The sequence below is a fragment of the Alpinimonas psychrophila genome (assembly GCF_014137865.1).
Classification (GTDB): Bacteria; Actinomycetota; Actinomycetes; order Actinomycetales; family Microbacteriaceae; genus Alpinimonas; species Alpinimonas psychrophila.
On sequence record NZ_JACGWU010000001.1, the window covers coordinates 239,780 to 261,177 of the forward strand.

20 protein-coding genes are annotated in these 21,398 nt (G+C 58.0%); 9 read left to right on the plus strand and 11 right to left on the minus strand.

Annotated features, from left to right (window positions below; translation table 11 throughout):
• Positions 1 to 22: 22 nt before the first annotated feature.
• The 5 genes from FB555_RS01170 to FB555_RS01190 all read right to left on the minus strand — a co-directional run bounded on the left by FB555_RS01170 (position 23) and on the right by FB555_RS01190 (position 3,390).
• Positions 23 to 352 carry a helix-turn-helix transcriptional regulator gene (locus FB555_RS01170; protein WP_220475728.1) on the minus strand — a complete coding sequence of 110 codons (330 nt, stop codon included), beginning with the start codon at positions 350 to 352 and terminating at the stop codon, positions 23 to 25.
• A gap of 120 nt (positions 353 to 472) precedes the next feature.
• On the minus strand, positions 473 to 793 hold the full coding sequence (locus tag FB555_RS01175) for a helix-turn-helix domain-containing protein (RefSeq protein ID WP_182483619.1): 321 nt from the start codon (positions 791 to 793) through the stop codon (positions 473 to 475).
• Positions 794 to 898: 105 nt separating this feature from the next.
• On the minus strand, positions 899 to 1,480 hold the full coding sequence (locus tag FB555_RS01180; RefSeq protein ID WP_182483620.1) for a hypothetical protein: 582 nt from the start codon (positions 1,478 to 1,480) through the stop codon (positions 899 to 901).
• Positions 1,477 to 2,523 carry an NADPH:quinone reductase gene (locus FB555_RS01185; protein WP_182483621.1) on the minus strand — a complete coding sequence of 349 codons (1,047 nt, stop codon included), beginning with the start codon at positions 2,521 to 2,523 and terminating at the stop codon, positions 1,477 to 1,479. The genes FB555_RS01180 and FB555_RS01185 overlap by 4 nt, the downstream gene beginning before the upstream one ends.
• Positions 2,524 to 2,583: 60 nt before the next feature.
• Positions 2,584 to 3,390, minus strand: coding sequence for a CPBP family intramembrane glutamic endopeptidase (locus tag FB555_RS01190; protein ID WP_425485589.1), 807 nt, complete (start codon positions 3,388 to 3,390; stop codon positions 2,584 to 2,586).
• 238 nt (positions 3,391 to 3,628) lie between these two features.
• Between FB555_RS01190 and FB555_RS01195 the strand changes: the two genes are divergently transcribed.
• The 5 genes from FB555_RS01195 to typA all read left to right on the plus strand — a co-directional run bounded on the left by FB555_RS01195 (position 3,629) and on the right by typA (position 10,942).
• Positions 3,629 to 5,230 (plus strand): ABC transporter substrate-binding protein, encoded by a 1,602-nt coding sequence (locus tag FB555_RS01195; protein ID WP_182483622.1) that lies wholly within the window; start codon positions 3,629 to 3,631, stop codon positions 5,228 to 5,230.
• Between the two features lie 72 nt (positions 5,231 to 5,302).
• Complete coding sequence (locus FB555_RS01200) at positions 5,303 to 6,232, plus strand: ABC transporter permease subunit (RefSeq protein WP_182483623.1); 930 nt, start codon at positions 5,303 to 5,305, stop codon at positions 6,230 to 6,232.
• Positions 6,222 to 7,163, plus strand: coding sequence for an ABC transporter permease (locus FB555_RS01205; RefSeq protein WP_182483624.1), 942 nt, complete (start codon positions 6,222 to 6,224; stop codon positions 7,161 to 7,163). The genes FB555_RS01200 and FB555_RS01205 overlap by 11 nt, the downstream gene beginning before the upstream one ends.
• The gene (locus tag FB555_RS01210; RefSeq protein ID WP_182483625.1) at positions 7,160 to 8,962 is read left to right on the plus strand and encodes a dipeptide ABC transporter ATP-binding protein; all 1,803 of its coding nucleotides are present in this window, start codon (positions 7,160 to 7,162) and stop codon (positions 8,960 to 8,962) included. Before FB555_RS01205 ends, FB555_RS01210 begins: the two co-directional genes overlap by 4 nt.
• A 72-nt stretch (positions 8,963 to 9,034) precedes the next feature.
• The gene (gene typA / locus FB555_RS01215) at positions 9,035 to 10,942 is read left to right on the plus strand and encodes a translational GTPase TypA (RefSeq protein WP_182483626.1); all 1,908 of its coding nucleotides are present in this window, start codon (positions 9,035 to 9,037) and stop codon (positions 10,940 to 10,942) included.
• Between the two features lie 212 nt (positions 10,943 to 11,154).
• Here typA and efeU (FB555_RS01220) read toward each other — a convergent pair whose 3' ends face one another.
• From efeU (FB555_RS01220) to efeU (FB555_RS01235), 4 genes are all read right to left on the minus strand, one after another.
• Positions 11,155 to 12,051, minus strand: coding sequence for an iron uptake transporter permease EfeU (gene efeU / locus FB555_RS01220; RefSeq protein WP_182483627.1), 897 nt, complete (start codon positions 12,049 to 12,051; stop codon positions 11,155 to 11,157).
• A 127-nt stretch (positions 12,052 to 12,178) separates the two neighbouring features.
• Positions 12,179 to 13,471, minus strand: a complete 1,293-nt coding sequence (gene efeB, locus FB555_RS01225) for an iron uptake transporter deferrochelatase/peroxidase subunit (protein WP_182483628.1) — start codon at positions 13,469 to 13,471, stop codon at positions 12,179 to 12,181.
• Positions 13,468 to 14,658, minus strand: coding sequence for an iron uptake system protein EfeO (gene efeO / locus FB555_RS01230; protein ID WP_182483629.1), 1,191 nt, complete (start codon positions 14,656 to 14,658; stop codon positions 13,468 to 13,470). The genes efeB and efeO overlap by 4 nt, the downstream gene beginning before the upstream one ends.
• On the minus strand, positions 14,655 to 15,533 hold the full coding sequence (gene efeU / locus FB555_RS01235; RefSeq protein WP_182483630.1) for an iron uptake transporter permease EfeU: 879 nt from the start codon (positions 15,531 to 15,533) through the stop codon (positions 14,655 to 14,657). Before efeU (FB555_RS01235) ends, efeO begins: the two co-directional genes overlap by 4 nt.
• Before the next feature lie 101 nt (positions 15,534 to 15,634).
• Between efeU (FB555_RS01235) and FB555_RS01240 the strand changes: the two genes are divergently transcribed.
• Genes FB555_RS01240 through dapC form a run of 3 tightly spaced genes read left to right on the plus strand, consistent with a single transcriptional unit; the run spans position 15,635 to position 17,517 of the window.
• A complete protein-coding gene (locus tag FB555_RS01240) occupies positions 15,635 to 16,048 on the plus strand; it encodes a hypothetical protein (RefSeq protein ID WP_182483631.1) in 414 nt (137 codons plus the stop codon).
• 39 nt (positions 16,049 to 16,087) lie between these two features.
• Entirely contained in the window at positions 16,088 to 16,405 is a 318-nt protein-coding gene (gene fdxA, locus FB555_RS01245; RefSeq protein ID WP_182483632.1) for a ferredoxin, read from the plus strand.
• 5 nt (positions 16,406 to 16,410) lie between these two features.
• Positions 16,411 to 17,517 (plus strand): succinyldiaminopimelate transaminase, encoded by a 1,107-nt coding sequence (gene dapC, locus FB555_RS01250; RefSeq protein ID WP_343046364.1) that lies wholly within the window; start codon positions 16,411 to 16,413, stop codon positions 17,515 to 17,517.
• A gap of 33 nt (positions 17,518 to 17,550) precedes the next feature.
• Here dapC and FB555_RS01255 read toward each other — a convergent pair whose 3' ends face one another.
• Positions 17,551 to 18,897, minus strand: coding sequence for a glycosyltransferase 87 family protein (locus FB555_RS01255; protein ID WP_182483633.1), 1,347 nt, complete (start codon positions 18,895 to 18,897; stop codon positions 17,551 to 17,553).
• A gap of 188 nt (positions 18,898 to 19,085) precedes the next feature.
• On the opposite strand from FB555_RS01255, the gene FB555_RS01260 reads away from it, so the two are divergent.
• On the plus strand, positions 19,086 to 20,396 hold the full coding sequence (locus FB555_RS01260) for a citrate synthase (protein WP_182483634.1): 1,311 nt from the start codon (positions 19,086 to 19,088) through the stop codon (positions 20,394 to 20,396).
• 8 nt (positions 20,397 to 20,404) lie between these two features.
• Here FB555_RS01260 and dapD read toward each other — a convergent pair whose 3' ends face one another.
• The gene (gene dapD / locus FB555_RS01265; protein WP_182483635.1) at positions 20,405 to 21,352 is read right to left on the minus strand and encodes a 2,3,4,5-tetrahydropyridine-2,6-dicarboxylate N-succinyltransferase; all 948 of its coding nucleotides are present in this window, start codon (positions 21,350 to 21,352) and stop codon (positions 20,405 to 20,407) included.
• Positions 21,353 to 21,398: the final 46 nt, after the last annotated feature.

The following is a 21,398-nucleotide window of genomic DNA, read 5'->3' on the forward strand; positions in this document are numbered from 1 at the left end:
GCGTTGCCGGGATTGTGAAATCCTAGGTCTCGTACGACGGGGTTTCGTTTTGCACGATATATTCTGCGAGCGGCATTTCGGGGTACAAATTCTTGGAATTTTCAAGAGGCGGGGGATTCTTTAGACCATGCAAGAAGGCGCCAAAATCGGTGTCCAGTGCGTTGTAGATGCGCATCCAACTGTCGAGCGATCCCCGGGAAGTACCGGTCTCAATCGAGATGAGAGTTCGCCGGCTCACGCCAGATTTTGTCGCCAAAGCATCGTACGTGAGGCCGCTATTGGCGCGTTTCATACTCATCTGCAACTGGAGAGCAGAGATATCTTGCTCGGAAAGTGCCCCGTGGCTTGCCATGCCATCAGTACATCATCTAGGACTGACAACGCGAGGTCATTAAGTTCCCGTGACGGTGAAGATTTTTGCACTAATTTCCTCAAACGAACTTGCACAAGCGTAGAGTTTTTCTTTGGTTCTTTAGAGCTCAGCGCTCTGCATAGTGCCGGCTACCGGTTCGGCAGGTTTCCCAATAAGGGGTACGTCTAGGGTGACGACGTGTGCGGCAGCAGAATCTTCCAAGAACTGGGAAAAGGTTGTTCCAAACGCGGCGCAGATGCGCATCCATGTTTCTACCGAGCCGCGTGAAGTGCCTCCCTCGATCGCCACGAGGGTTCGCCGGCTAACCCCGGAGGACTTCGCGAGGTCATCGTAGGTCAACCCCCGAAGATTTCGCTGAATACTCATCTCGAGGCGAATCGCCGAAAGATGTTGTTCTGCAAAGTGGGCGTAAAAAGACACAGCGCATCTTACCATATTTTTTAATTGACTTTCCTGAATCAATTTCTAAGAATTTTAGTTTAGTTTGAGCTAATAGTGCGGAAGCTTTAGTTTGACCATCAATTATTACTGCGATGACAGAGATGGTTTGGGAGTGTTCACAACCGCATCCGTGAGCATTTTCCTCGCAATGTCGCTGAGGGCATACGTGGTGGCTACCAACTGAGGTGTTGACGAGGCCCCGGCCGTAATGGCCGAACCCTCTATGAGGTCATTCTTGACCATGAGAACAATCGTGGTGTCGCCGTTATGAATTGTGAAGGACGTGCCGTCGTACGTGACCGTTCCCAGAGAGTCGCCGACGCTGTCGAGATACGTCTTCAACTTGTTCAGCGACAGGGCGGCAGGGGTGTCGTAATAGGCAACCGACTGGGTCGTGTTCATGCCCGCTACTTGCTTACCTTCGGGGGCCGCGGCGTCGTATACGAGAATGAACTTCGTGTCGCCGATCGTGTGTTGCTCGGTAACGCCCGCTTCCTGTTCCTTGGCAAGAGAAGCCGCGAGTACCTGATGCATGGCCGTGGTGGCGGCCACGCCGGATAACGCCTGCGAACCGACGATCGGGGCGGAACAGGCCGCCAAGGTCGCCGCAAGAACGCCGGCAGCAACAACCGCGAGAACCCGAGAAAAGCGTGGATGTGTGATCACGAAAACCTCTGAAATGTTGGGGACAAGGTAATAAGCACCTTGCCCACAATGTCGTTCTCCACGGCAGCATGAGCGGCGGCGGTCTCCTCAAGGGTGAAATGATGCAGGGGCAACCCAGCGCCCTCGCCAATCGGCAGAGCATCATCCAATAACGCCGCGGTGATGTCTTCGGCAGCAGCATCCAAAGCCGCCTGACCCACGGTATAAAGCAACAAGAATTGATACCGGATGTTCAGGCTAAAGTGACTCCGAATATCCAGAATCAGAGCATCCCCGCCATTATTGGCGTAGACCGCGATGGAGCCCCGATTGGCGATGACCGCAAGGTTGAGAGCAGAATTCTGCACCGGGCTGACCTCAACGATCAGGTCCACACCGTTGGGGGCAAGTGCTCTGATTTCGGTGGCCGCGTTGCCCTCGCGGTAGTTCACGACATGGTGGGCTCCCGCAGCAGTGGCGAGATCGGCCTTTGCGCTCGAACTAATCGTCGTAATGACGGTTGCTCCGGCCCACCTCGCCAACTGGATGGCGGCGTGCCCGACAGCTCCCGCGCCTCCGGCAACAAGGACGGTCTTGCCCGCCAAAGCGCCCGGCGCCAAGCGCGAGGGACCATCCTCGGAGACGGTCAAAGCGCGATGAGCGGTGACTGCGGGAACACCCAAGCTAGCGCCGAGCTCGAAACTTACGCCGTCGGGAAGGTGGCGAACGCGGTCAATCGAGACCACCGTGTGGTCTTGAGCCGTACCGCCGGATGCGCGTTGCCACGCCGCCAACATGAGCCAGACCCTGTCGCCCACGGCAAACTCGGTGACCCCTTCACCGATGGCATCGATGACCCCCGCGCCGTCCTGGTTGGGAACAACCTCGGCAAAGGGCAAGGCCTCGCCATCCTTGGACCCGCGCCGCGATTTCCAGTCCGTCGGGTTGACGCCTGAGACCATGACGCACACACGAACCTCGTCCGCGGCCGGAAACTGAATGTCGCGTTCCACCAGGTGAAGAACTTCGGGGGCGCCGGTCACGTTGTACACAATTTGTCTCATGTCAGGACTAACGCAGGAGTCGCCCAATTTGTTCCGTTGGTCGGCGCATCCGCCCGTCTCCTAGGTTCCCGGCAGGAAGCCAGGAACGAAGGCCTTCACCAATCCGTAACCGGTGAACGAGACGATATCCAGAATCCAGTGGGCAATCACCAGCGGCATGGTGCGGCCCCAGCGTTGGTAGGCCATGCCAAAAACTACGCCCATGACGACATTGCCAATGAACGGCCCGAAGCCTTGGTAGAGGTGATAGCTTCCGCGCAAAAGCGCGCTCACGCCAATAATCTGCCACGTGCGCCACCCCAACTCGCGCAGGCGCGTGAAGAGATAGCCGACGACGATGACTTCCTCAACGAGAGCAGCTCGCAGTGCCGACAGAACGAGAATCGGGAGCGTCCACCAGTAGGTGTCCAGCGCTGTCGGCACGATCGTGACCGTGATGCCGATGGCGTTGCCCACGAGATACAGCCCGAGCCCCGGAATGCCGATCAGGGCGGCGAGAGAAAACCCACGGCCGATGTCGCGCCAGGGTTGCGTCAGAGTAAAACCGAGTGCGGTGAAGGCGTTGGTGCCTGGCTTCGTGAGCAGGAACAACACCAGAACCACAGGAACGAGCCCGAAGAAAATGCCGAGTAGCTGGTAGATCAGGTCAAATATCGGCTCTGTGGCGAGCGGGGCATTCAGCGTCGCGGTCTGCGCGTTCAGTGCCTCGGTGGCGGCCAACCGCCTCAGCAGGGCCACAATTGAGTACACCGCTGAGGCGCCGAGGGACAGCGCCAGTACGATGGCAATTTCGAGCCACGCTCGTTTACGTTCGTAGGTCACGATCCACAGCCTAGAACCACGAGCCGCATCTAATCCGTGGGGGATCCCCGACATTGTGGTCGACATGAATGCTCAAATGTTGCGAATATGCGTTGCGTCTTGCGCGCGAAAATGTTGCTCAGGAGGGTATCGACAAAGGAAATCGGCGTTGTGGCAAGATTTGTGTAACGAACATGCATCGAAGGACCACTTAAACGCTGAGGCTGAATAGTCTCAAGTAACGCTATATTTGGGCCCCCCGTCATCTGCTTGGGGCTTCCAATGAAAATTCAGGAGGCAAAACGTGCGTATTTCACGACTTGGAACAGGGGTCATCGCTCTCGCAGCGGCAACGGCCCTCGTTCTCACAGGGTGTTCTGCCGGAGGTACAGCGGCAGGTAACTCCAACATCATCTCCGCCAACGGTTCCGAACCGCAGAACCCGCTTATTCCGACCAACACCAATGAGACCGGCGGCGGCAAGATCATCGACTCAGTCTTTGCAGGCCTGGTTTACTACGACGCGGTCGGGGCACCGGTCAACGAGGTTGCCAAGGCGATTACGACCACAGACAACACGACCTACAAGATTGAACTCAACGACGGCTGGAAATTCACCAACGGCGAAAAAGTGACGGCACAGTCCTTCGTCGATGCGTGGCAGTATGGAGCATTGCTCTCGAACGCCCAGCTCAATAGCTACTTCTTTGATGTCATTGAGGGCTTTAGCTACGACGTCGACCAGCCTCTGACGGGATTGACCGTTCAGGATGACCTCAACTTCACGGTGAAGCTCACATCAGCCCAGTCGGACTTCCCGTTGCGCCTCGGCTACACGGCGTTCTTCCCCCTGCCCAAGGTCGCTTATGACGATATCGCCGCATTCGGTGAGAACCCGATCGGCAACGGCCCCTACAAACTCGCTGAGGCTGGCGCGTGGAAGCACAACGTTGACATCAATCTCATCGCGAACTCCGAATACACTGGCGGTCGCAAGCCCGTCAACGGCGGCGTGAAGTTCGTCTTCTATGCGTCCCTTGATGCAGCTTATGCCGACCTCGTGAGCGAGAACCTCGACGTTCTGGATGCTATCCCGGACAGTGCGATGAAGAGCTACGCTGCTGACTTGGGGGACCGTGCGGTCAACCAGCCTGCGGCAATCTTCCAGTCCTTCACGATTGGCGAAAACCTTCCCCACTTCTCCGGTGCCGAGGGCCAGCTTCGTCGTCAGGCCCTTTCGTTGGCCATCAACCGCGATGAAATCACGAACGTGATCTTCGATGGAACGCGTACCCCTGCTCGTGACTTCACTTCTCCCGTTATCGACGGATGGTCGGGCTCACTGGATGGTTCTGATGTCCTCGACTTCAATGCCACGAAGTCCAAAGAGCTGTGGGCTCAGGCCAATGCCATTGCGCCCTGGACCGGCAGCTTCCAGATTGCCTATAACGCCGATGGCGGCCACCAGCCGTGGGTTGATGCGGTAACCAACAGCATCAAGAACACCCTCGGTATCGAGGCCTCGGGTGCGCCATTCCCGACGTTCAAGGAACTCCGCACCTTGATCACAAATCGCACGGTCACGACGGCATTCCGAACCGGATGGCAGGCAGACTACCCAGCCTTGGCCAACTTCTTGGAGCCTTTGTACCAGACAAAAGCTGGCGCTAACGATGGGGATTATTCCAACCCCGCGGTTGACGCTCTCTTCCTAAAGGGTAATGAGGCAACCTCGCTGGCCGATGCCAACAAGGCCTTCCAAGATGCGCAGGTCATCATGCTCAAAGATCTTCCGGCAGTGCCCCTGTGGTACGCCAACGTCAACGGCGGTTCTTCCACGCTGGTGAGCGACGTTGTCTTCGGTTGGAATTCCGTGCCCCTGTACTACTCGATTATGAAGAAGTAGGGATAGTCACCTAAAGGATCCGTGGGGTGACGATGCGCAAGCATCGTCACCCCACCCTCCTAGGCTCATATTGTGTTCGGATACATTCTTCGTCGCCTGCTCCAGGCCATCCCTGTCTTCTTTGGGACGACATTTCTGATTTACTTCATGGTCTTTGCCATGCCCGGAGACCCCGTTGTGGCTCTTTTCGGTCAACACGGTGTGAACGAGGCCGTGGCTGCTCAACTTCGTGCGCAATACCATCTGGACCAGCCGTTCATCATTCAGTACTTCATCTACATTGGCGGAATTTTTCGCGGCGATTTCGGCGTTTCGTTCTCCGGTCAACCTGTTTCAGAGATTTTGCTGTCAACGTTCCCCGTCACTTTGCGCCTGGCAACCATCGCTTTGTTTCTCGAGATGGTTCTCGGTATCACCATTGGTTTGATCTCCGGGCTTCGCAAGGGCAAGCTGTTTGACTCCTCGACGCTGGTCGTCAGCCTCATTTTGATTTCGCTGCCTATCTTCGTGATCGCCTTCGTAGCGCAACTCGTCATTGGGATCAACCTTGGCTGGGTGAGACCGACTGTTAGTGGCACGGCCCCGTGGAATGAACTCATTCTCCCCGGCATCGTGCTGGCCACTGTGAGCGTGGCCTACATCATCAGGCTCACCCGTGAATCCGTTATCGAAACACGCGGTCAGGACTTCGTGCGGACCGCCTATAGCAAGGGCCTCACCTCGGGGCGAATCGTGCGCGTGCACATTCTTCGCAACTCGCTTATTCCTGTTGTCACGTTTCTGGCGGTTGACTTTGGGGTACTCATGGTGGGGGCAACAGTCACTGAGGGTATCTTCAACATCCCCGGAGTGGGCCGAACCTTGTACCAGGCGATTATTCGCGGCGAGGGCCCCACGGTGGTGTCTTTTGTCACCGTCATGGTAATCATTTACCTCGTCGTCAATCTCTTAACTGACTTGCTCTACGCAGCGCTCGACCCAAGGATCCGTTATGGCAAATAGTTCGAACCATTACGTAGCGCCACTTGATGAGACGCCCCTAGCTGAAGTTGACTCGGTCAATATCTCAGCTCAGGCGAGCAACCTTTGGCTGGATGCATGGCGTGACATGCGTGGACGCCCCATGTTTTACATTTCCGGCTTCATCATTATTCTGGTCGCGCTCGTGGCGCTTTTTCCGGGATGGTTTACGCAGGTCCCACCCAACAACGACTGTTTGCTGGTTAACAGCAACGGGGCGCCGATCACCGGTCACCCCTTGGGCTTCACCAAGCAGGGCTGCGATGTCTATAGCCGCATTATTCATGGAACCTCCACCTCGCTGAGCGTGGGAATTATCGTCACGATTTTGACGGCAGGCCTCGGCGTCTTATTCGGTGCTTTTGCCGGTTTCTACGGCCGTTGGCTCGATGCCATCCTCTCGCGCGTCGGCGATATTTTCTTCGCGATTCCTTACATTTTGGCTGCTGTCGTGATCATGTCGGTCTTCTCTTCCTACCGAAACATCATCATCATTTCCCTCGCGATTGGCCTCTTCGCGTGGCCATCTACAGCGCGAGTTTTGCGAGCGGAGATTCTACGGGTCAAGAACGCGGACTTTGTGATGGCCTCCACCGCGATTGGCGTGAGCCGTTTTAAGATATTGATGCGCCACGTGTTGCCCAACTCGATTGCTCCCGTCATCGTCATCACGACGTTGTCGCTCGCCGCTGCCATTGTCGCTGAAGCCACTCTGTCGTTTCTGGGTGTTGGGCTCCCGACCAGTTTCATGTCGTGGGGCAACGACATCAGCCAGGCTCAAAGTGATCTCCGCAACGCGCCGCAGACTCTGATTTATCCTTCTCTCGCCTTGACCATCACGGCGCTGAGTTTCATCATGATGGGCGAAGTTATTCGAAACGCGCTCGACCCGAAAGCGAGGGCGAGACGATGAGCATTGCCACACCGACTTCTGCTGTAACCCCCGGATCTGGGGCGCGTTCAGCGATCACACCATTGCTGGAGATTCGTGGTCTCAAGGTTGAATTCTCGACCCAGCGAGATTCCGTGACCGCGGTCGATGGTATCGACCTCACGCTCATGCCGGGCCAAACTCTGGCCATCGTAGGCGAATCTGGTTCGGGCAAATCCACGCTCGCGCACTCCATCATCAACTTGTTGCCGGGCACCGGAGCCATCACGGCCGGAAGTATTCTTTTCGACGGCCAAGACCTCACGACCATCTCCGAAAAAGAGCTGCAGGGCATTCGAGGCCGTGACATTGGTTTCGTTCCCCAAGATCCTATGTCCAACCTCAACCCCGTGTGGAGCGTCGGGTTTCAAGTGGAAGAATCTGTTCGAGCCAACGGCGTCGCTGTCGGCCGCAAGGAAATTCGGGCTAAGGCCATCGAGGTGCTGCGCAAGGCCGGTCTTGATGACGCGGATGCACGCATGCGCCAATTCCCGCACCAGTTCTCGGGCGGAATGCGTCAGCGCGTGCTCATTGGTATGGCACTCTCGGCCAGCCCCAAGTTGCTCATTGCCGACGAGCCCACCTCCGCCCTCGATGTGACGGTGCAACGCACCATCCTCGACTATCTCGACTCGCTGACGCGCGACTCCGGCACGGCCGTCGTCTTGATCACGCACGACCTTGGCCTCGCCGCCGAGCGCGCGGAGCAGCTCGTCGTGATGTATCGCGGAAAGGTTGTGGAGGCCGGACCGAGCCTTGAAATCTTGCGCAACCCCCTGCATCCCTACACTCAGCGCCTCGTCGCCGCGGCGCCGAGCCTGGCCTCACGGCGTTTGACGGCGGCAGCAAAAGGTGTTGAGTCAACGTTGACGTCTCCCGTTGTTGCGGTGCCCGCCACCGCTGCGGCGTTCGACCTCGCCGCCATCGCGGACCGTCCGAGAGCGGGGATCGCCGAAAACACGGCCCTTCAGAACAATGCCCTTGCCGACAATGCGATTGTGGTCGACGGACTCACGAAGGTGTACTCGATTCGTGGTCGCGGATTCAAGACCGTGCCGTTCACCGCGGTGGACAACGTGTCGTTTAGCATTGCGCGCGGCACGACCATGGCCTTGGTGGGGGAGTCCGGTTCGGGCAAGTCGACGGTCGCAAAGATGCTGTTGGGGCTCGAGAAGCTCACGTCCGGCCGCATCGAAATCGACGGTGCTGACACAGGGGAGCTTTCGCCCAAAGAGCTTTTCAACCTTCGCCGACGCATGCAACCTGTCTTCCAAGACCCCTATGGTTCGCTGGACCCGCTACGCAACATCGAGAACACCATTGCTGAGCCACTGGATACCCACCGCGTTGGCACGAAAGCAGAGCGACGCAAGCGTGTCTATGAGCTTCTGGATCAGGTATCGCTTCCTCGAGCCATCGCCACCCGTTATCCCAACGAGCTCTCCGGAGGTCAGCGCCAACGTGTTGCTGTGGCGCGGGCGCTTGCGTTGAAGCCCGCCATTGTCATTCTGGATGAGGCCGTTTCGGCCTTGGACGTTCTCGTGCAGGCGCAGATTTTGCAGTTGCTGCATGAACTTCAGACCGAACTTTCGCTCACGTACCTGTTCATCACACATGATCTCGCCGTGGTTCGCGTCATCGCCGACAACGTCGCTGTCATGAACAAAGGGCGAATTGTCGAGGCCGCGACGACGAGTGAAGTCTTCGAGAATCCGAAGCAGGAGTATACTAAGAGACTGCTGGACGCTATTCCTGGGGCCAACATTCGTTTGGGTGCCTGAGGCCGTTTAAGTCTCAGCAAGTTATTATTCTGACCCAACGTCGACCGAGCTGGTCGCCGAGAGGATTTTTTCATGGCGCACGCCCTCCGCACGGACCGACGCAACGTAGCAATTGTCGCCCACGTTGACCACGGCAAGACTACGCTTGTTGACGCGATGCTCAAGCAGACCAACTCCTTCGACGCCCACTTTGCGGGCGAAGAGCGCATGATGGACTCGAACGACCTCGAACGCGAAAAGGGCATCACGATCCTCGCGAAGAACACCTCGGTGAGCTACGAGGGAATTCACGCGGTCGACGGCCCCATCATCATTAACGTGATTGACACCCCTGGCCACGCCGACTTCGGTGGCGAGGTTGAGCGCGGACTGTCCATGGTGGACGGCGTCGTCCTCCTCGTTGACGCTTCCGAGGGCCCACTGCCGCAGACTCGCTTTGTTTTGCGTAAGGCCCTTGAGGCTAACCTCCCCGTCATCCTTTTGGTCAACAAGACCGACCGTCCCGATGCTCGCATTGATGAGGTCGTCGGCGAAAGCCAAGACCTCCTGTTGGGTCTCGCATCCGACATGGCTGATGACTTTCCTGATCTCGACCTGGACGCCATCCTTGATGTGCCGATTGTCTACGCTTCCGGTCGTAACGGTGCGGCATCGTGGAACAAGCCCGAAAACGGATCTCTTCCCGATAACGATGACCTCGAGCCTTTGTTCGACGCCATCCTGAAGCATGTTCCGGCACCTTCCTACGATGACCAGCACCCGCTGCAGGCGCACGTCACCAACCTTGACGCATCGCCTTTCTTGGGTCGCCTCGCGCTCCTCCGCATCTTCAACGGCCACATCAAAAAGGGCCAGCAAGTTGCCTGGGTCAAGAACGATGGCACCGTCACCACCGTGAAAGTAACCGAGCTGCTGATCACGAAGGCACTCGACCGTTTCCCCACAGAAACTGCAGGCCCCGGCGACATCGTCGCTATCGCTGGTATCGACGAGATCACCATCGGTGAGACCATCGCTGACCCTCACGACGTTCGCCCATTGCCCACCATCACGGTGGACGACCCCGCGATCTCGATGACCATCGGCACCAACACCTCGCCCGTCATCGGCAAGGTCAAGGGCCACAAGCTCACCGCCCGTATGGTCAAGGACCGTCTGGACCGCGAGCTGGTAGGTAACGTCTCGATCAAGCTTGTTGACATCGGTCGCCCGGACGCGTGGGAGATCCAGGGTCGTGGAGAGCTTGCTCTGGCCATCCTCGTGGAGAACATGCGTCGCGAGGGCTTCGAGCTCACCGTGGGCAAGCCTCAGGTTGTCGTCAAGAAAGTGGATGGCAAGGTACACGAGCCATTCGAGCACCTCACCATTGATGCTCCCGAAGAGTACCTCGGTGGCATCACGCAACTCCTGGCCGCTCGCAAGGGCCGCATGGAGTCCATGAGCAACCACGGCACTGGCTGGGTCCGCATGGAGTTCATCGTTCCTTCGCGTGGCCTCATCGGTTTCCGCACCGAGTTTTTGACCATCACGCGTGGTTCCGGCATCGCGAACGCCGTCTCGCACGGCTATGAGGCCTGGGCGGGCGCCATCGTTACCCGCACCAACGGTTCCATCGTGGCTGACCGCGCCGGCGTGGCAACCCCCTTCGCCATGGTCGCTTTGCAGGAGCGCATGTCGTTCTTCGTGGAGCCCACGCAGGAGGTCTACGAAGGAATGGTGGTCGGCGAAAACTCCCGTGCCGACGACATGGACGTCAACATCACGAAAGAAAAGCAACTCACGAACATGCGCCAGTCCACTTCGGACAGCTTTGAGCGCATGACGCCTTCGCGCAAGCTCACACTCGAAGAGTGCCTCGAGTTCGCTCGTGAAGACGAGTGCGTTGAGGTCACTCCTGAATTCGTTCGCATCCGCAAGGTTGAGCTCGCTGCTGCCGCTCGAGCGCGCAACACGAGCCGTTTGAAGAAGCAGAACGAATAACCCTGACTGCAAGATTTAGGCAGCTTTTTTGCTGGCAAAATCCCTCACCCCCGTCAGGGGCGTGAGGGATTTTTGTTCACCGTTGGGCGTCTAATTTTTCTCGGCATTTACCGCCCACGATGAGTACGATTTGCGGTACAGACCAGACGGACGATTCGCGGACCTGGAGTGTGACAATAACGGTCAGAAACGCGGACCAGGCGCTTTTACTGCTATCTGCGTAGTGTCGCCGGTGACGACGTCGCAGTAGACATCGCAGTAGTCGTCGCCGTGGAAGAAGGTGCCGACGGAGAGGGTTTCGGGAGCGTCTTCTTGAGTGACATGCGCAGGAATAAGGTCAGCGTTGTGCCCACGAAGGCAACCCAAAGAATCACTTGACTCCAGTTCATGATGGCAGAGAACCCGAAGATTCCCTTGAGGAGCGAGCCGTACCAGCTCTCTTCCGGCACGGCGCCCGAGATATCGAACGCGAGAGCGTTGGCACCGGGAAAGACACCAACTTCTTGAAGGTCACCAAAACCATTGATGAGAACGCCGGCCGCCACAATGATGAGCAAGGCACCAGACCACGTAAAGAACTTTGCGAGGTTGAGGCGCACCATGCCCCGATAGATGAAGTAGCCCAAGGTGATGGAGATGCCCAATCCGATGACGGCTCCGAGAAGAGGGAGGACAGTGTCTTGGGTTGCTTGAGCGGCAGCCCAAATAAAGACGGCGGTCTCGATGCCCTCACGGCCAACGGCGAGGAAAGCAAGGAGGACGAGACCCCAGCCGGCGCCGGCCAAATTCTTGTCGATGTCGCTCTGCAGGTTGCCGCGTAAGTCGCGAGCTGTTCGGGCCATCCAGAAGATCATCCATGTCACAAGGCCCGTGGCCAGAATCGACATTGTTCCCGCGATGAGCGGTTCAACGTTCGGGGGCAACGTCGTTAGTCCGAAGGCGAGAAGAGCTCCGATGGCCAAAGAAACAGCAACCGCAACCGCTACGCCAACCCAAATCTTGGAAAGGACATCACGGCGATCAATTTTCACGACGTAAGCGATGAGAATGCCCACAATGAGTGATGCTTCTAAACCTTCGCGGAGGCCAATCAAGAGATTCGCGAGCATGGCACAACTTCTTTCACAAAACCTAAGAGTAAGGGTTGCCTTACTTAGGTAATCCTAACCCCTGGCATTCCAGCAGGGCCATCATTTCATTCCGTCGATTGGAAGGACGGGCGATATCGGCCTGACCTTACGTCAGGAAGAGGGAGGATCCGATAAAACTTCCTACAGGCGCTCCCGGCGGAATAGCAAAAATTCCCGACCCCACATGTTTGAGGTACTCGTTCAGAGCGTCGTTCTTGGCCAGATTTTTTTGAATCGTGACGAATTGCTCGGGCGATTTTTGAAAACTGATGAAGAAGAGCCCGGCGTTGAGTCGCCCGAGGGCATCGTTTCCATCGACAAAATTGTAGCCGCGCCGCAACAATTTTGCGCCGCCGTTGTGCGAGGCGTGTGCCTGCGCCACGTGCGATTGAGGGTCAATAGCGCGGGACCCATCCGCTGCGGTGGCGCTGAAGTCAGTCTCTGAGAATTCAGTACCACCGGAAAGGGGAGCGCCTTCCGCCTTCGTGCGACCGGTTACTCGCTCTTGCTCGCGGAGTGAGGCGCGATCCCACGTTTCGAGGGTCATGCGAATGCGTCGCGCCACGAGGTAGGTTCCGCCAGCCATCCAGGGAGAGCTTGGGGAGGAAGCCGTCCAAACGAAGTCAGCGACATCCGAGGCATTCTCGTTCTTGATGTTGGCCGTGCCATCTTTGAACCCGAACAGGTTGCGCTCGGTTTTCTGACTCGTGCTGGTGGAGGAGGTTCGGCCGTAGCCCAGTTGCGACCACTTCAGGACGGCCCGTCCAAAGGCGATTCGGGTGAGATTGCGGATCGCGTGCACCGCCACCTGGGGGTCGTTTGCGCAGGCCTGTATGCACAGGTCACCTCCGCTGGAGGCGGGATCGAGATCATCGGCCGCAAAATGCGGCAAGTTGACAAGCTCGGGGGGCTTGCGCGACAGCAGCCCGAATCGATCCTCGCCCGTAGAGGAAGAAAACAGCGTGGGGCCGAAGCCAATGGTGACCGTGAGGCCGGCAACAGGGAGTCCCACGGCCTCGCCGGTGTCTTCTGGCGGAGCGTCGTAGTTTGCGGAACCCGCCCCGAACTCCCCTAATTCCTTGCCCTGGGTCATCGCTGCTGCCGCAACGGTCCAATCTTGGAGGAGTTCAATCAGGTCCGCCCGGCTGGTCCCGGGAGCCACATCAAATGCGGCAAAATGGAGTCGATCTTGCGCGGGGGTCGTGATGCCGGCTTGGTGCGTGCCGTAAAAGTCATACCGCAGTCCGGGAGGATCGTTCGCGGCGTTCCGACTGGCAATCCCGCCGCCCGTCACACCGTCGACTCCCACCGCGATTCCGGCGCCGAGGCCCGCACCGGCTAATCCCACACCGGCTAAGCCAAGGAGACCCCGGCGGGAGAGCTTGAGGGGTTCTTTCATTTCAGTACCAGCGCGGCGGTTAGTTTATTGAGGGGCTCACCGAGGGCATTCACCTGGTCAGCAAGCGCTTTAACCTCCGCGACCCCAAGCTCCGTGTACAGGCGAAATCCGCTTTCCGTGCGTTGCCCGTCGAGGAGTCCCTGCAGAGTAGAGAACTCCGTGTCGAGTTGAGCGGCGAGCGCGGGGTCTTTTTGTAACAAAACCTCGCGAACGCCGCCAAAGAGAACGAGAGCTCCATCAACATTGGCCTGGAAGTCCCAGAGGTCCGTGTGCGACCAAGCTTCTTCTTCACCCGTTACTTTTCCGGTGGCAACCTCGTCGAGGAGCCCGATGGCTCCATTGGTGAGTTGAGGAAGTGTGAACGTGAGAGTGTGAACGTTGGTTTTCAGCGTGGCGGTGTCTGCGACGAGGAGACCAGCGAGGTGATCTCGTTTTGTCTGGTTATAGGCAATGAAGCCTGATTCGGCATTCTGCGGCCATAAGTCCTTCTCAATGGCATGCCATCCTGTCCACTCTTGGCCCTCCTCAAGGTCAGCTTCTCGCAGGTCGAGTTTGGGATCAAGGTCTCCGAATGATTCAGCCACGGTCTCGACGCGCTCCCAATGCATGCGGGTCGACGGGTAGAGAGTACGCGCCCCGTCAAAATCTCCGGATACGTAGGCCGCCGCGAAGGCATCCGTTCCCGCGACAAGGAGGTCAATTTCATTGCGCACGTACGAGGCATAGTTAGTGGCGGCAGTATCGATGAGGGCTTGAGTGTCAGCGCTGCGCACAATTTCCGTTCCCGAGTCAGTGACGGTAAAGGCTGCGTTGCCAATTCCGGTACCCACCATGCCGGGCTTGCACACCGTGTAGTAGGTGCCTGGCGACGCTTGAATGACGAGATCGCGGGTGGTTCCGGGGCCGACATTTTCCACCTCGCCCACGATGCGCAGGCCGTCGTTTGCCAAAATATAGAACTCGGTGACCTGACTGCCGGAATTGGTAATCACGAACTGAATATTGCCGCTCGGGGCGCTTGTGATCGAGAGCGAGCAGGCATCGGCAGAGCTGTCGACGGAGATGGGGCCGTTGCCCGCGTCGGTTTGCGTGCCCCTCAAGTTGGGTACGCAACCGGCCAACGAGAGGGCGAGGGCGGTAGCAGCAGTGGAGACGATCAACGTTTTGGCGAGGGAAGCGAAGTTCATGAGGCTATCTGGATGCTTTCGGTTGAAGTTTGGGCGGTCGAGGTGGGAGCGGTCGAGCTGAGGGCCACAGGCGTGGGAGGGCGCAGAGCGCGCCAGAACAGGAGTCCTACCGTGATGATGTATGCCCACCAGGTGAAGAATTCAAACCAGGTCGTGGCGGGCGAGAAGTTGAAGATGCCCTTGAGGAGCGTTCCGTACCAGCTGTCGGGAGGAATGGCCGTCGTTACGTTGAACGCCAGGGCATGGAGTCCGGGAAGCAGGCCCGCTTCTTGCAAGTCGTGCACTCCATAGGCGAGAACGCCAGCGGAGACCGTAATGAGGAGCAGACCGGTCCACCGAAAGAATGCGGTGAGATTGATTCTCAGCATTCCGCGGTAGATCAGGAAACCCAGCAGCACGGCGATTCCAATACCGATGATGGCACCCAATAGGGGCAGGGTCGTTTCACCGGATGCCTGCACTGCCGCCCAGATGAAAAGTGTCGTTTCGATTCCCTCGCGTCCCACGGCAAAAAAGGCCACGAGTGCAATCGACAACCCACCGGCAATGAGCCCTCGGTCGAGGCTGCTGTGGAGCTGTGCCTTGAGGCTTGCGGATGTCTTAGCGAGCCAAAAAATCATCCACGTAATGAGACCCACCGCAAGGATGGAAAGCAACCCTCCGATCATTTCTTGTGCCTGAAAGGACAGGCCGTACGCACCGAAAGTGAGCAGGGCGCCCAGGGCAAGGGACAGCACGATGGCTGCGATAACCCCCAGCCACAGTTTGGGGAGAACATCCCGACGCTGAACCCGAACAAGATACGTGATGAGTATGGACACGACGAGAGCAGCTTCGAGGCCTTCTCGGAGCCCTATCAACAGATTTGCAAACATGGAGACGCGTCAGCTTTCGGTTTGATTAATATAGGTAAGGCTTACCTAACTTAGGTAATCCTAACCACAAACTTTTCAACGGGCCTCGCTACAATTTCTAAGTGATGGAAAATTCAGTGAAGCCTGCTCGGTCTGCCTCGTCATTTTCATGGTCAAATATTGCATCCTGGGTCTTGGCGCTGCTTGTGGGAGCCCTTGTCGGATCCGTCACCACGGTTATTCACCAAAGCTCAATTTCGGTTCTGGGAATCGACATCCCGTGGGGGCTCGTCGCATCCCTGGGCACAGTTGCGGCGTATCTCCTTGGCCTGAGATTGGTTCGCGGCGAGCGGGTGAGCGTCATCTTTGGTGCGTTGGGCGTTCTTATCAGCGTCTACATTTTCAGCCAGCGCAGCACAGGTGGGTCTGTGCTGGTTCCCAATAACCTCGCCGGAAGTATTTGGGCCATTGCCCCCACGCTCATTGCAACCATCATCGTGGCTTGGCCGAAGTTGCCCGAGCGTCAAGCAAAGTAGACTGAAGGCTCGTAAAACCCAAGTAGCTAAGGAGCCCGCGTGACCTACGTCATTGCCCTGCCGTGTGTCGATGTTAAAGACCGCGCGTGCATTGACGAGTGCCCCGTGGACTGCATTTACGAGGGTGAACGCATGCTCTACATTCACCCCGATGAGTGCGTGGACTGCGGAGCGTGCGAGCCGGTGTGTCCTGTTGAAGCCATCTACTACGAGGATGACCTCCCCGAAGAGTGGGCCGACTACTACAAAGCCAACGTCGAGTTTTTCGAAGAGATTGGTTCGCCCGGGGGCGCCGCCAAAATCGGCGTCATCAAGAGCGACCATGCGGTCATCTTGGCGCTCCCTCCGCAGGTCTAGTTCCCGTGCTCGCGGAGCTTCCCGAATACCCTTGGGACGCCATGGCGCCCTATGCGGCGCAGGCACAGGCCCATCACGATGGCATCGTCGACGTGTCAATTGGGTCCCCGGTTGACCCCACACCCGCACTCATTCGTGCCGCTCTTTCTGAAGCCACGGATGCCCACGCGTACCCGACGACGGTGGGCACGCCCGCTCTTCGCGGCGCAATTGTTGAATGGTTTGAACGTCGCCGGGGTGTTTCTGGGCTGTGTGTCGATAACGTTCTTCCCACCATCGGGTCGAAAGAATTCGTGGCCTGGCTTGCCTTCATGTTGCGTTTGGGCCCTGGCGACGTGGTCGTTCACCCACGCGCTGCTTACCCGACTTATGCCATTGGTGCTGCCATTGCGGGAGCGACGCCGTGGGCTTCGGATGATCCGGACGACTGGCCGGCAGAGACCAAGCTGGTGTGGCTGAACAGTCCCGGGAATCCGGATGGACGTGTTCTTGATGTTGCGGCCCTCAAGGTACGGGTGGACCGAGCGCGAGTGCTGGGCGCTGTCATTGTCAACGACGAGTGTTACGCAGAGTTGGGCTGGGACGGTCGTTGGGCTGATGAGCGAATCCCCAGCATTGTCGACCCGCGCGTGACCGGTGGCTCGCTCAGCGGCATTCTCTGCGCCTATTCCCTCAGCAAGCAATCAAACCTCGCAGGTTATCGCGCAGCCTTTGTGGCGGGCGACAGCGGCCTTGTGGAGCAACTGCTGGTCATTCGCAAGCATGCCGGAATGATGCTGCCCGGCCCGGTTCAGGCCGCTATGGTGGTGGCGCTCGGCGACGACTCTCACGTCGCAGCGCAAAAGGAGCTATATCGCGCTCGTCGAGATGTTCTGTTGCCAGCGCTCATCGCGGCGGGATTTTCTCTGGATGCCAGCGAAGCGGGCCTGTACCTGTGGGTGACGGAGGGCAAAGACGCCTGGGTATCGATCGAACGTCTTGCGTCCTTAGGTATCTTGGCCGGCCCCGGCCACTTTTACGGGGACGTCTATCCCCAGCATGTTCGCCTTTCGCTCACCGCAACGGATGAGCGAATCGCTCAGGCTGCGGCGCGCCTGAGGGCATCCGCGTAAACCTCAAACGGCGGGCCTCACACGGCAGAGCGTCTAATGCGTCGTGGAAGAGACGGGGAAGTCCTTTTGCGAAAATTGTGCTTGCTGCACGGCTGTGAAATCACTCTTCTTCGAGGCCGACTGACCGAGCATCACGAGTCTCATGATGGTCCAGCCGAGGAGGATGACCAGCAGCGCGTTTCGTGACGTGAGGAGCACGGCGGCATAACGACTGCCGTTGACCAGCGGCATGTAGAAAATAGGAAAGACCATTGTGGTCATAATGCTGATGGCCATCATGAGATTCCCTGGCACACGCCAGGAGCGCGTATTCAGTGCAATCCCCACGACAACGATGGGCACCAGCCAGAGCATGTACTGGGGCGAACCAACCTTGTTGAAGACGACCATTGACGTTGCGAGGGCCAGTGACCCCACGAGGAGTAACTCCTGAGAGGGCGCCCCTCTTTTGCGGGCACGCCACAACAATCCCATGATGGCAACCACGGCGATTGCCATAAGTGGTGTCATGAGCTTGGCCACGAAAGCCGAGCCGGGGCCGGTGACCTCCCAGGTTTCCAGGCTTTCGCCGTAAAACCGAAGGAATCCGGGCTGTTCGGCGACGGACATCCACAGCCACGGAGCGGCGACGGGAGCCTCGAGTTGCAGATTGCGTGTTGACTGCATCGTGATGAAGCTAGAAATGTTGTCGCCGGCGCCGACCGCCAGAATGGCCGCAACGAAAGCGGCCGACGTGATGATGCCGGCCATGACAACAGCGAGCCAGTTTCGCGAGGTCGCAACGATGGCCAAAAATATTGCCGCCGGCCACACCTTGATCCAAGTCGCTGTCGCGAGAATAAAACCGGTTGCCAAAGGCCAACGCGCCAACAAGGCGAGGGCGATAACGACCATGGGGGCAGTTAAACCGTCGAGACGCAGGAGTGCCACGGGGCTAAGGACAAAAAGAATAGCAAGCCACCACCATGCGGCAATCATGCGTGAACGTGAGGTTCGTCGGCCCAGAAGAACGATAAAAGAGGCGATGTTCAGCACGGAAATCATGCACAGCCAGACGAAGAGGTAGAAGCCAAAACCCCACAACCCGGCAAAAACAATGGGCCCTAGTGCAATTTCGGGATAGACCCACGCGAAGTCGATGCCAGGCCAGGATCCGTGAACGAGTCCCTGAAAAGCCCAGTGACGATAAATCTGGAGGTCGCCTTGGACGTTTCCCGCCAGCATGGTTCCCGAGAGCCCGATAAAGAAGACGGCATGCGTGCCAAGGATGGCGAGCCACAGGTTTCTCTTTGCGAGGTACCAACGCTTTTTTGCGGGAACACCGAATCTGTCACCAAAGGTTCGGGGCACAACACCGAGATTGCGGTCACTAATGGTCACAAGGCTAATGATTGCCTGTCTTAGCTGAGAAACTCCTGACAGTACGACGTCTAGCGGAAGACAGTTAAATGGACTGCTCGGTCACTGAGGGCCGTTTTTGCCCATAAACTTAATGAAACCCCCGCTGTGCCAACACAAAAGGCATTCGGGTAGACCGCTCACCCAGGCAGTTAGTACTAGGAGTCTTCGTGGCCGACGCTGGCAACATTCCCATCACTGTGACCGACCGGGTTACCCTGACCTATAACGGGGTCAGTACCGATTTTCCGGTGTTGCGCAGCAGTCAAGGCGCCAACGCTATCGACCTGTCGACGCTCACCAAGCAGACCGGTTTGACCGCTCTTGACTATGGGTTTGTGAACACAGCTTCCACCAAGTCGAATATCACCTACATCGACGGCGATGCGGGAATCCTTCGGTATCGCGGGTATCCCATTGATCAGGTTGCCAAAAACCTTTCGTTCCTCGAGACCGCGTGGCTCCTCATCTATGGCGAGGTTCCCTCCGCCACTGAGCTCGAAGGGTTCGAAGAGAACATTCGCCGGCACACTCTGCTGCACGAAGACCTCAAGGATTTCTTCTCGGGATTTCCGCGCAATGCGCATCCCATGCCCGTACTCTCAGCGGGAGTTTCGGCGCTCTCCACGTACTACGAAGATTCTCTTGACCCGAATAACCCCGAGCACGTTGAGATTGCGACCTACCGCCTGCTCGCGAAGTTGCCCGTTATGGCAGCCTACGCTCACAAGAAGAGCATTGGTCAGGCATTCCTGTATCCCGATAACTCGCTCTCCTACGTCGAAAACTTTTTGCGACTCACATTCGGCAATCGTGCCGAAAACTATGAGATGAACCCCGTCGTCGTGAACGCCCTCGAACGGCTGCTCATTTTGCACGAGGACCACGAGCAGAACGCTTCGACCTCCACGGTTCGCTTAGTCGGTTCCACCGACGCCAATCTCTTTGCTTCGGTCTCTGCCGGCATAAATGCCCTTTTTGGTCCCCTTCACGGCGGCGCAAACGAGGCGGTTCTCACCATGCTGGGTGAAATCAAGAATTCGGGCGAGTCCGTTGCCAAGTACGTGGAGCGTGTGAAGAACAAAGAAGACGGTGTTCGTCTCATGGGCTTCGGGCACCGCGTCTACAAGAACTTCGACCCTCGGGCCGTTCTCGTCAAGGAGAGTGCCGACGAGGTTCTCGTGGCTTTGGGCGTCAAGAATGATCTCCTTGACATCGCCAAGGAACTTGAAGGCATCGCCTTAAACGACGACTATTTCCGCGAGCGCAAGCTCTATCCGAACGTGGACTTCTACACGGGCGTTATTTATAAGGCCATGGGCTTCCCTCCGCGCATGTTCACGGTATTATTCGCCATTGGGCGCCTCCCTGGCTGGATCGGCCACTGGCGTGAGATGAACGAAGACCCCCAGACCAAGATTGGTCGTCCCCAGCAGCTCTACACGGGCGAGGTTCAGCGCAACCTCCCCGGCTTGAGCTAGCAAGCCTCTTAGTGCAGGGCTGAGTTCAGGGTGATTCCCGCGCCCGTTCGCGAGAGGCACTCTACGGCGCCGGTTGCGGAGTTGCGGCGAAAGAGCAGCCCGGCCTTACCCGAAAGCTCAACGGCCTTGACCTCCACCGTTCCCTCGTCGCTGATGACAAGCACCTTGGTTCCAGCCGTGACATAGAGGCCGGCTTCGACGACGGTATCGTCACCGATCGAGATCCCGATGCCAGAATTCGCGCCGAGCAGCGCGCGCTGCCCGACGGAGACCCGCTGGGTTCCCCCGCCCGAGAGGGTTCCCATTATCGATGCGCCACCGCCGATGTCACTACCGTCGCCCACGACGACCCCCTGCGAGATGCGCCCTTCAACCATGGAAGTGCCGAGCGTGCCAGCATTGAAGTTGACGAACCCCTCGTGCATGACCACGGTTCCTGGAGCCAGGTGGGCGCCGAGGCGCACGCGCGAGGCATCCGCAATGCGCACGCGATCGGGGGTGACGTAATCGGTGAGACGGGGAAAGCGATCTATCCCCGAGGCCTGAATACCGGCCCGCAGGAGTTGTGGGCGCAGGCGAGTAAAGACATCTGGATGCACAGGGCCAGCGTTCGTCCACACCACGTTGTTCAGCTGCCCGAAGATGCCCTCCAGGTTGATCGTGTTGGGGGCAACGAGCAAGTGGGAGAGGAGGTGCAGGCGAAGGTAGGAATCGGAAGCACCGACGGGAGGCTCGCGAAGGTCAATCTCCACCGTGACAATCTCAATGGTCACCTCACGGCGGTTGTCTTCGCCGGCAAGGTTTTCGAGCGCTGCGGGAGCGATCCACTTCTCACGGCCCGCGGGCAGGGTGCCGAGCATTGGTTCAGGGAACCACGTGTCGAGAATGGTGCCGTCGCGCGAAATGGTTGCTAGGCCGTAGCCCCAAGCATGCGTATGAATGTCTGTCGAAGCCATGACTCAAGGTTACTGGCCAGGAGTTACCCGGCAGAAGTTCTCGGCG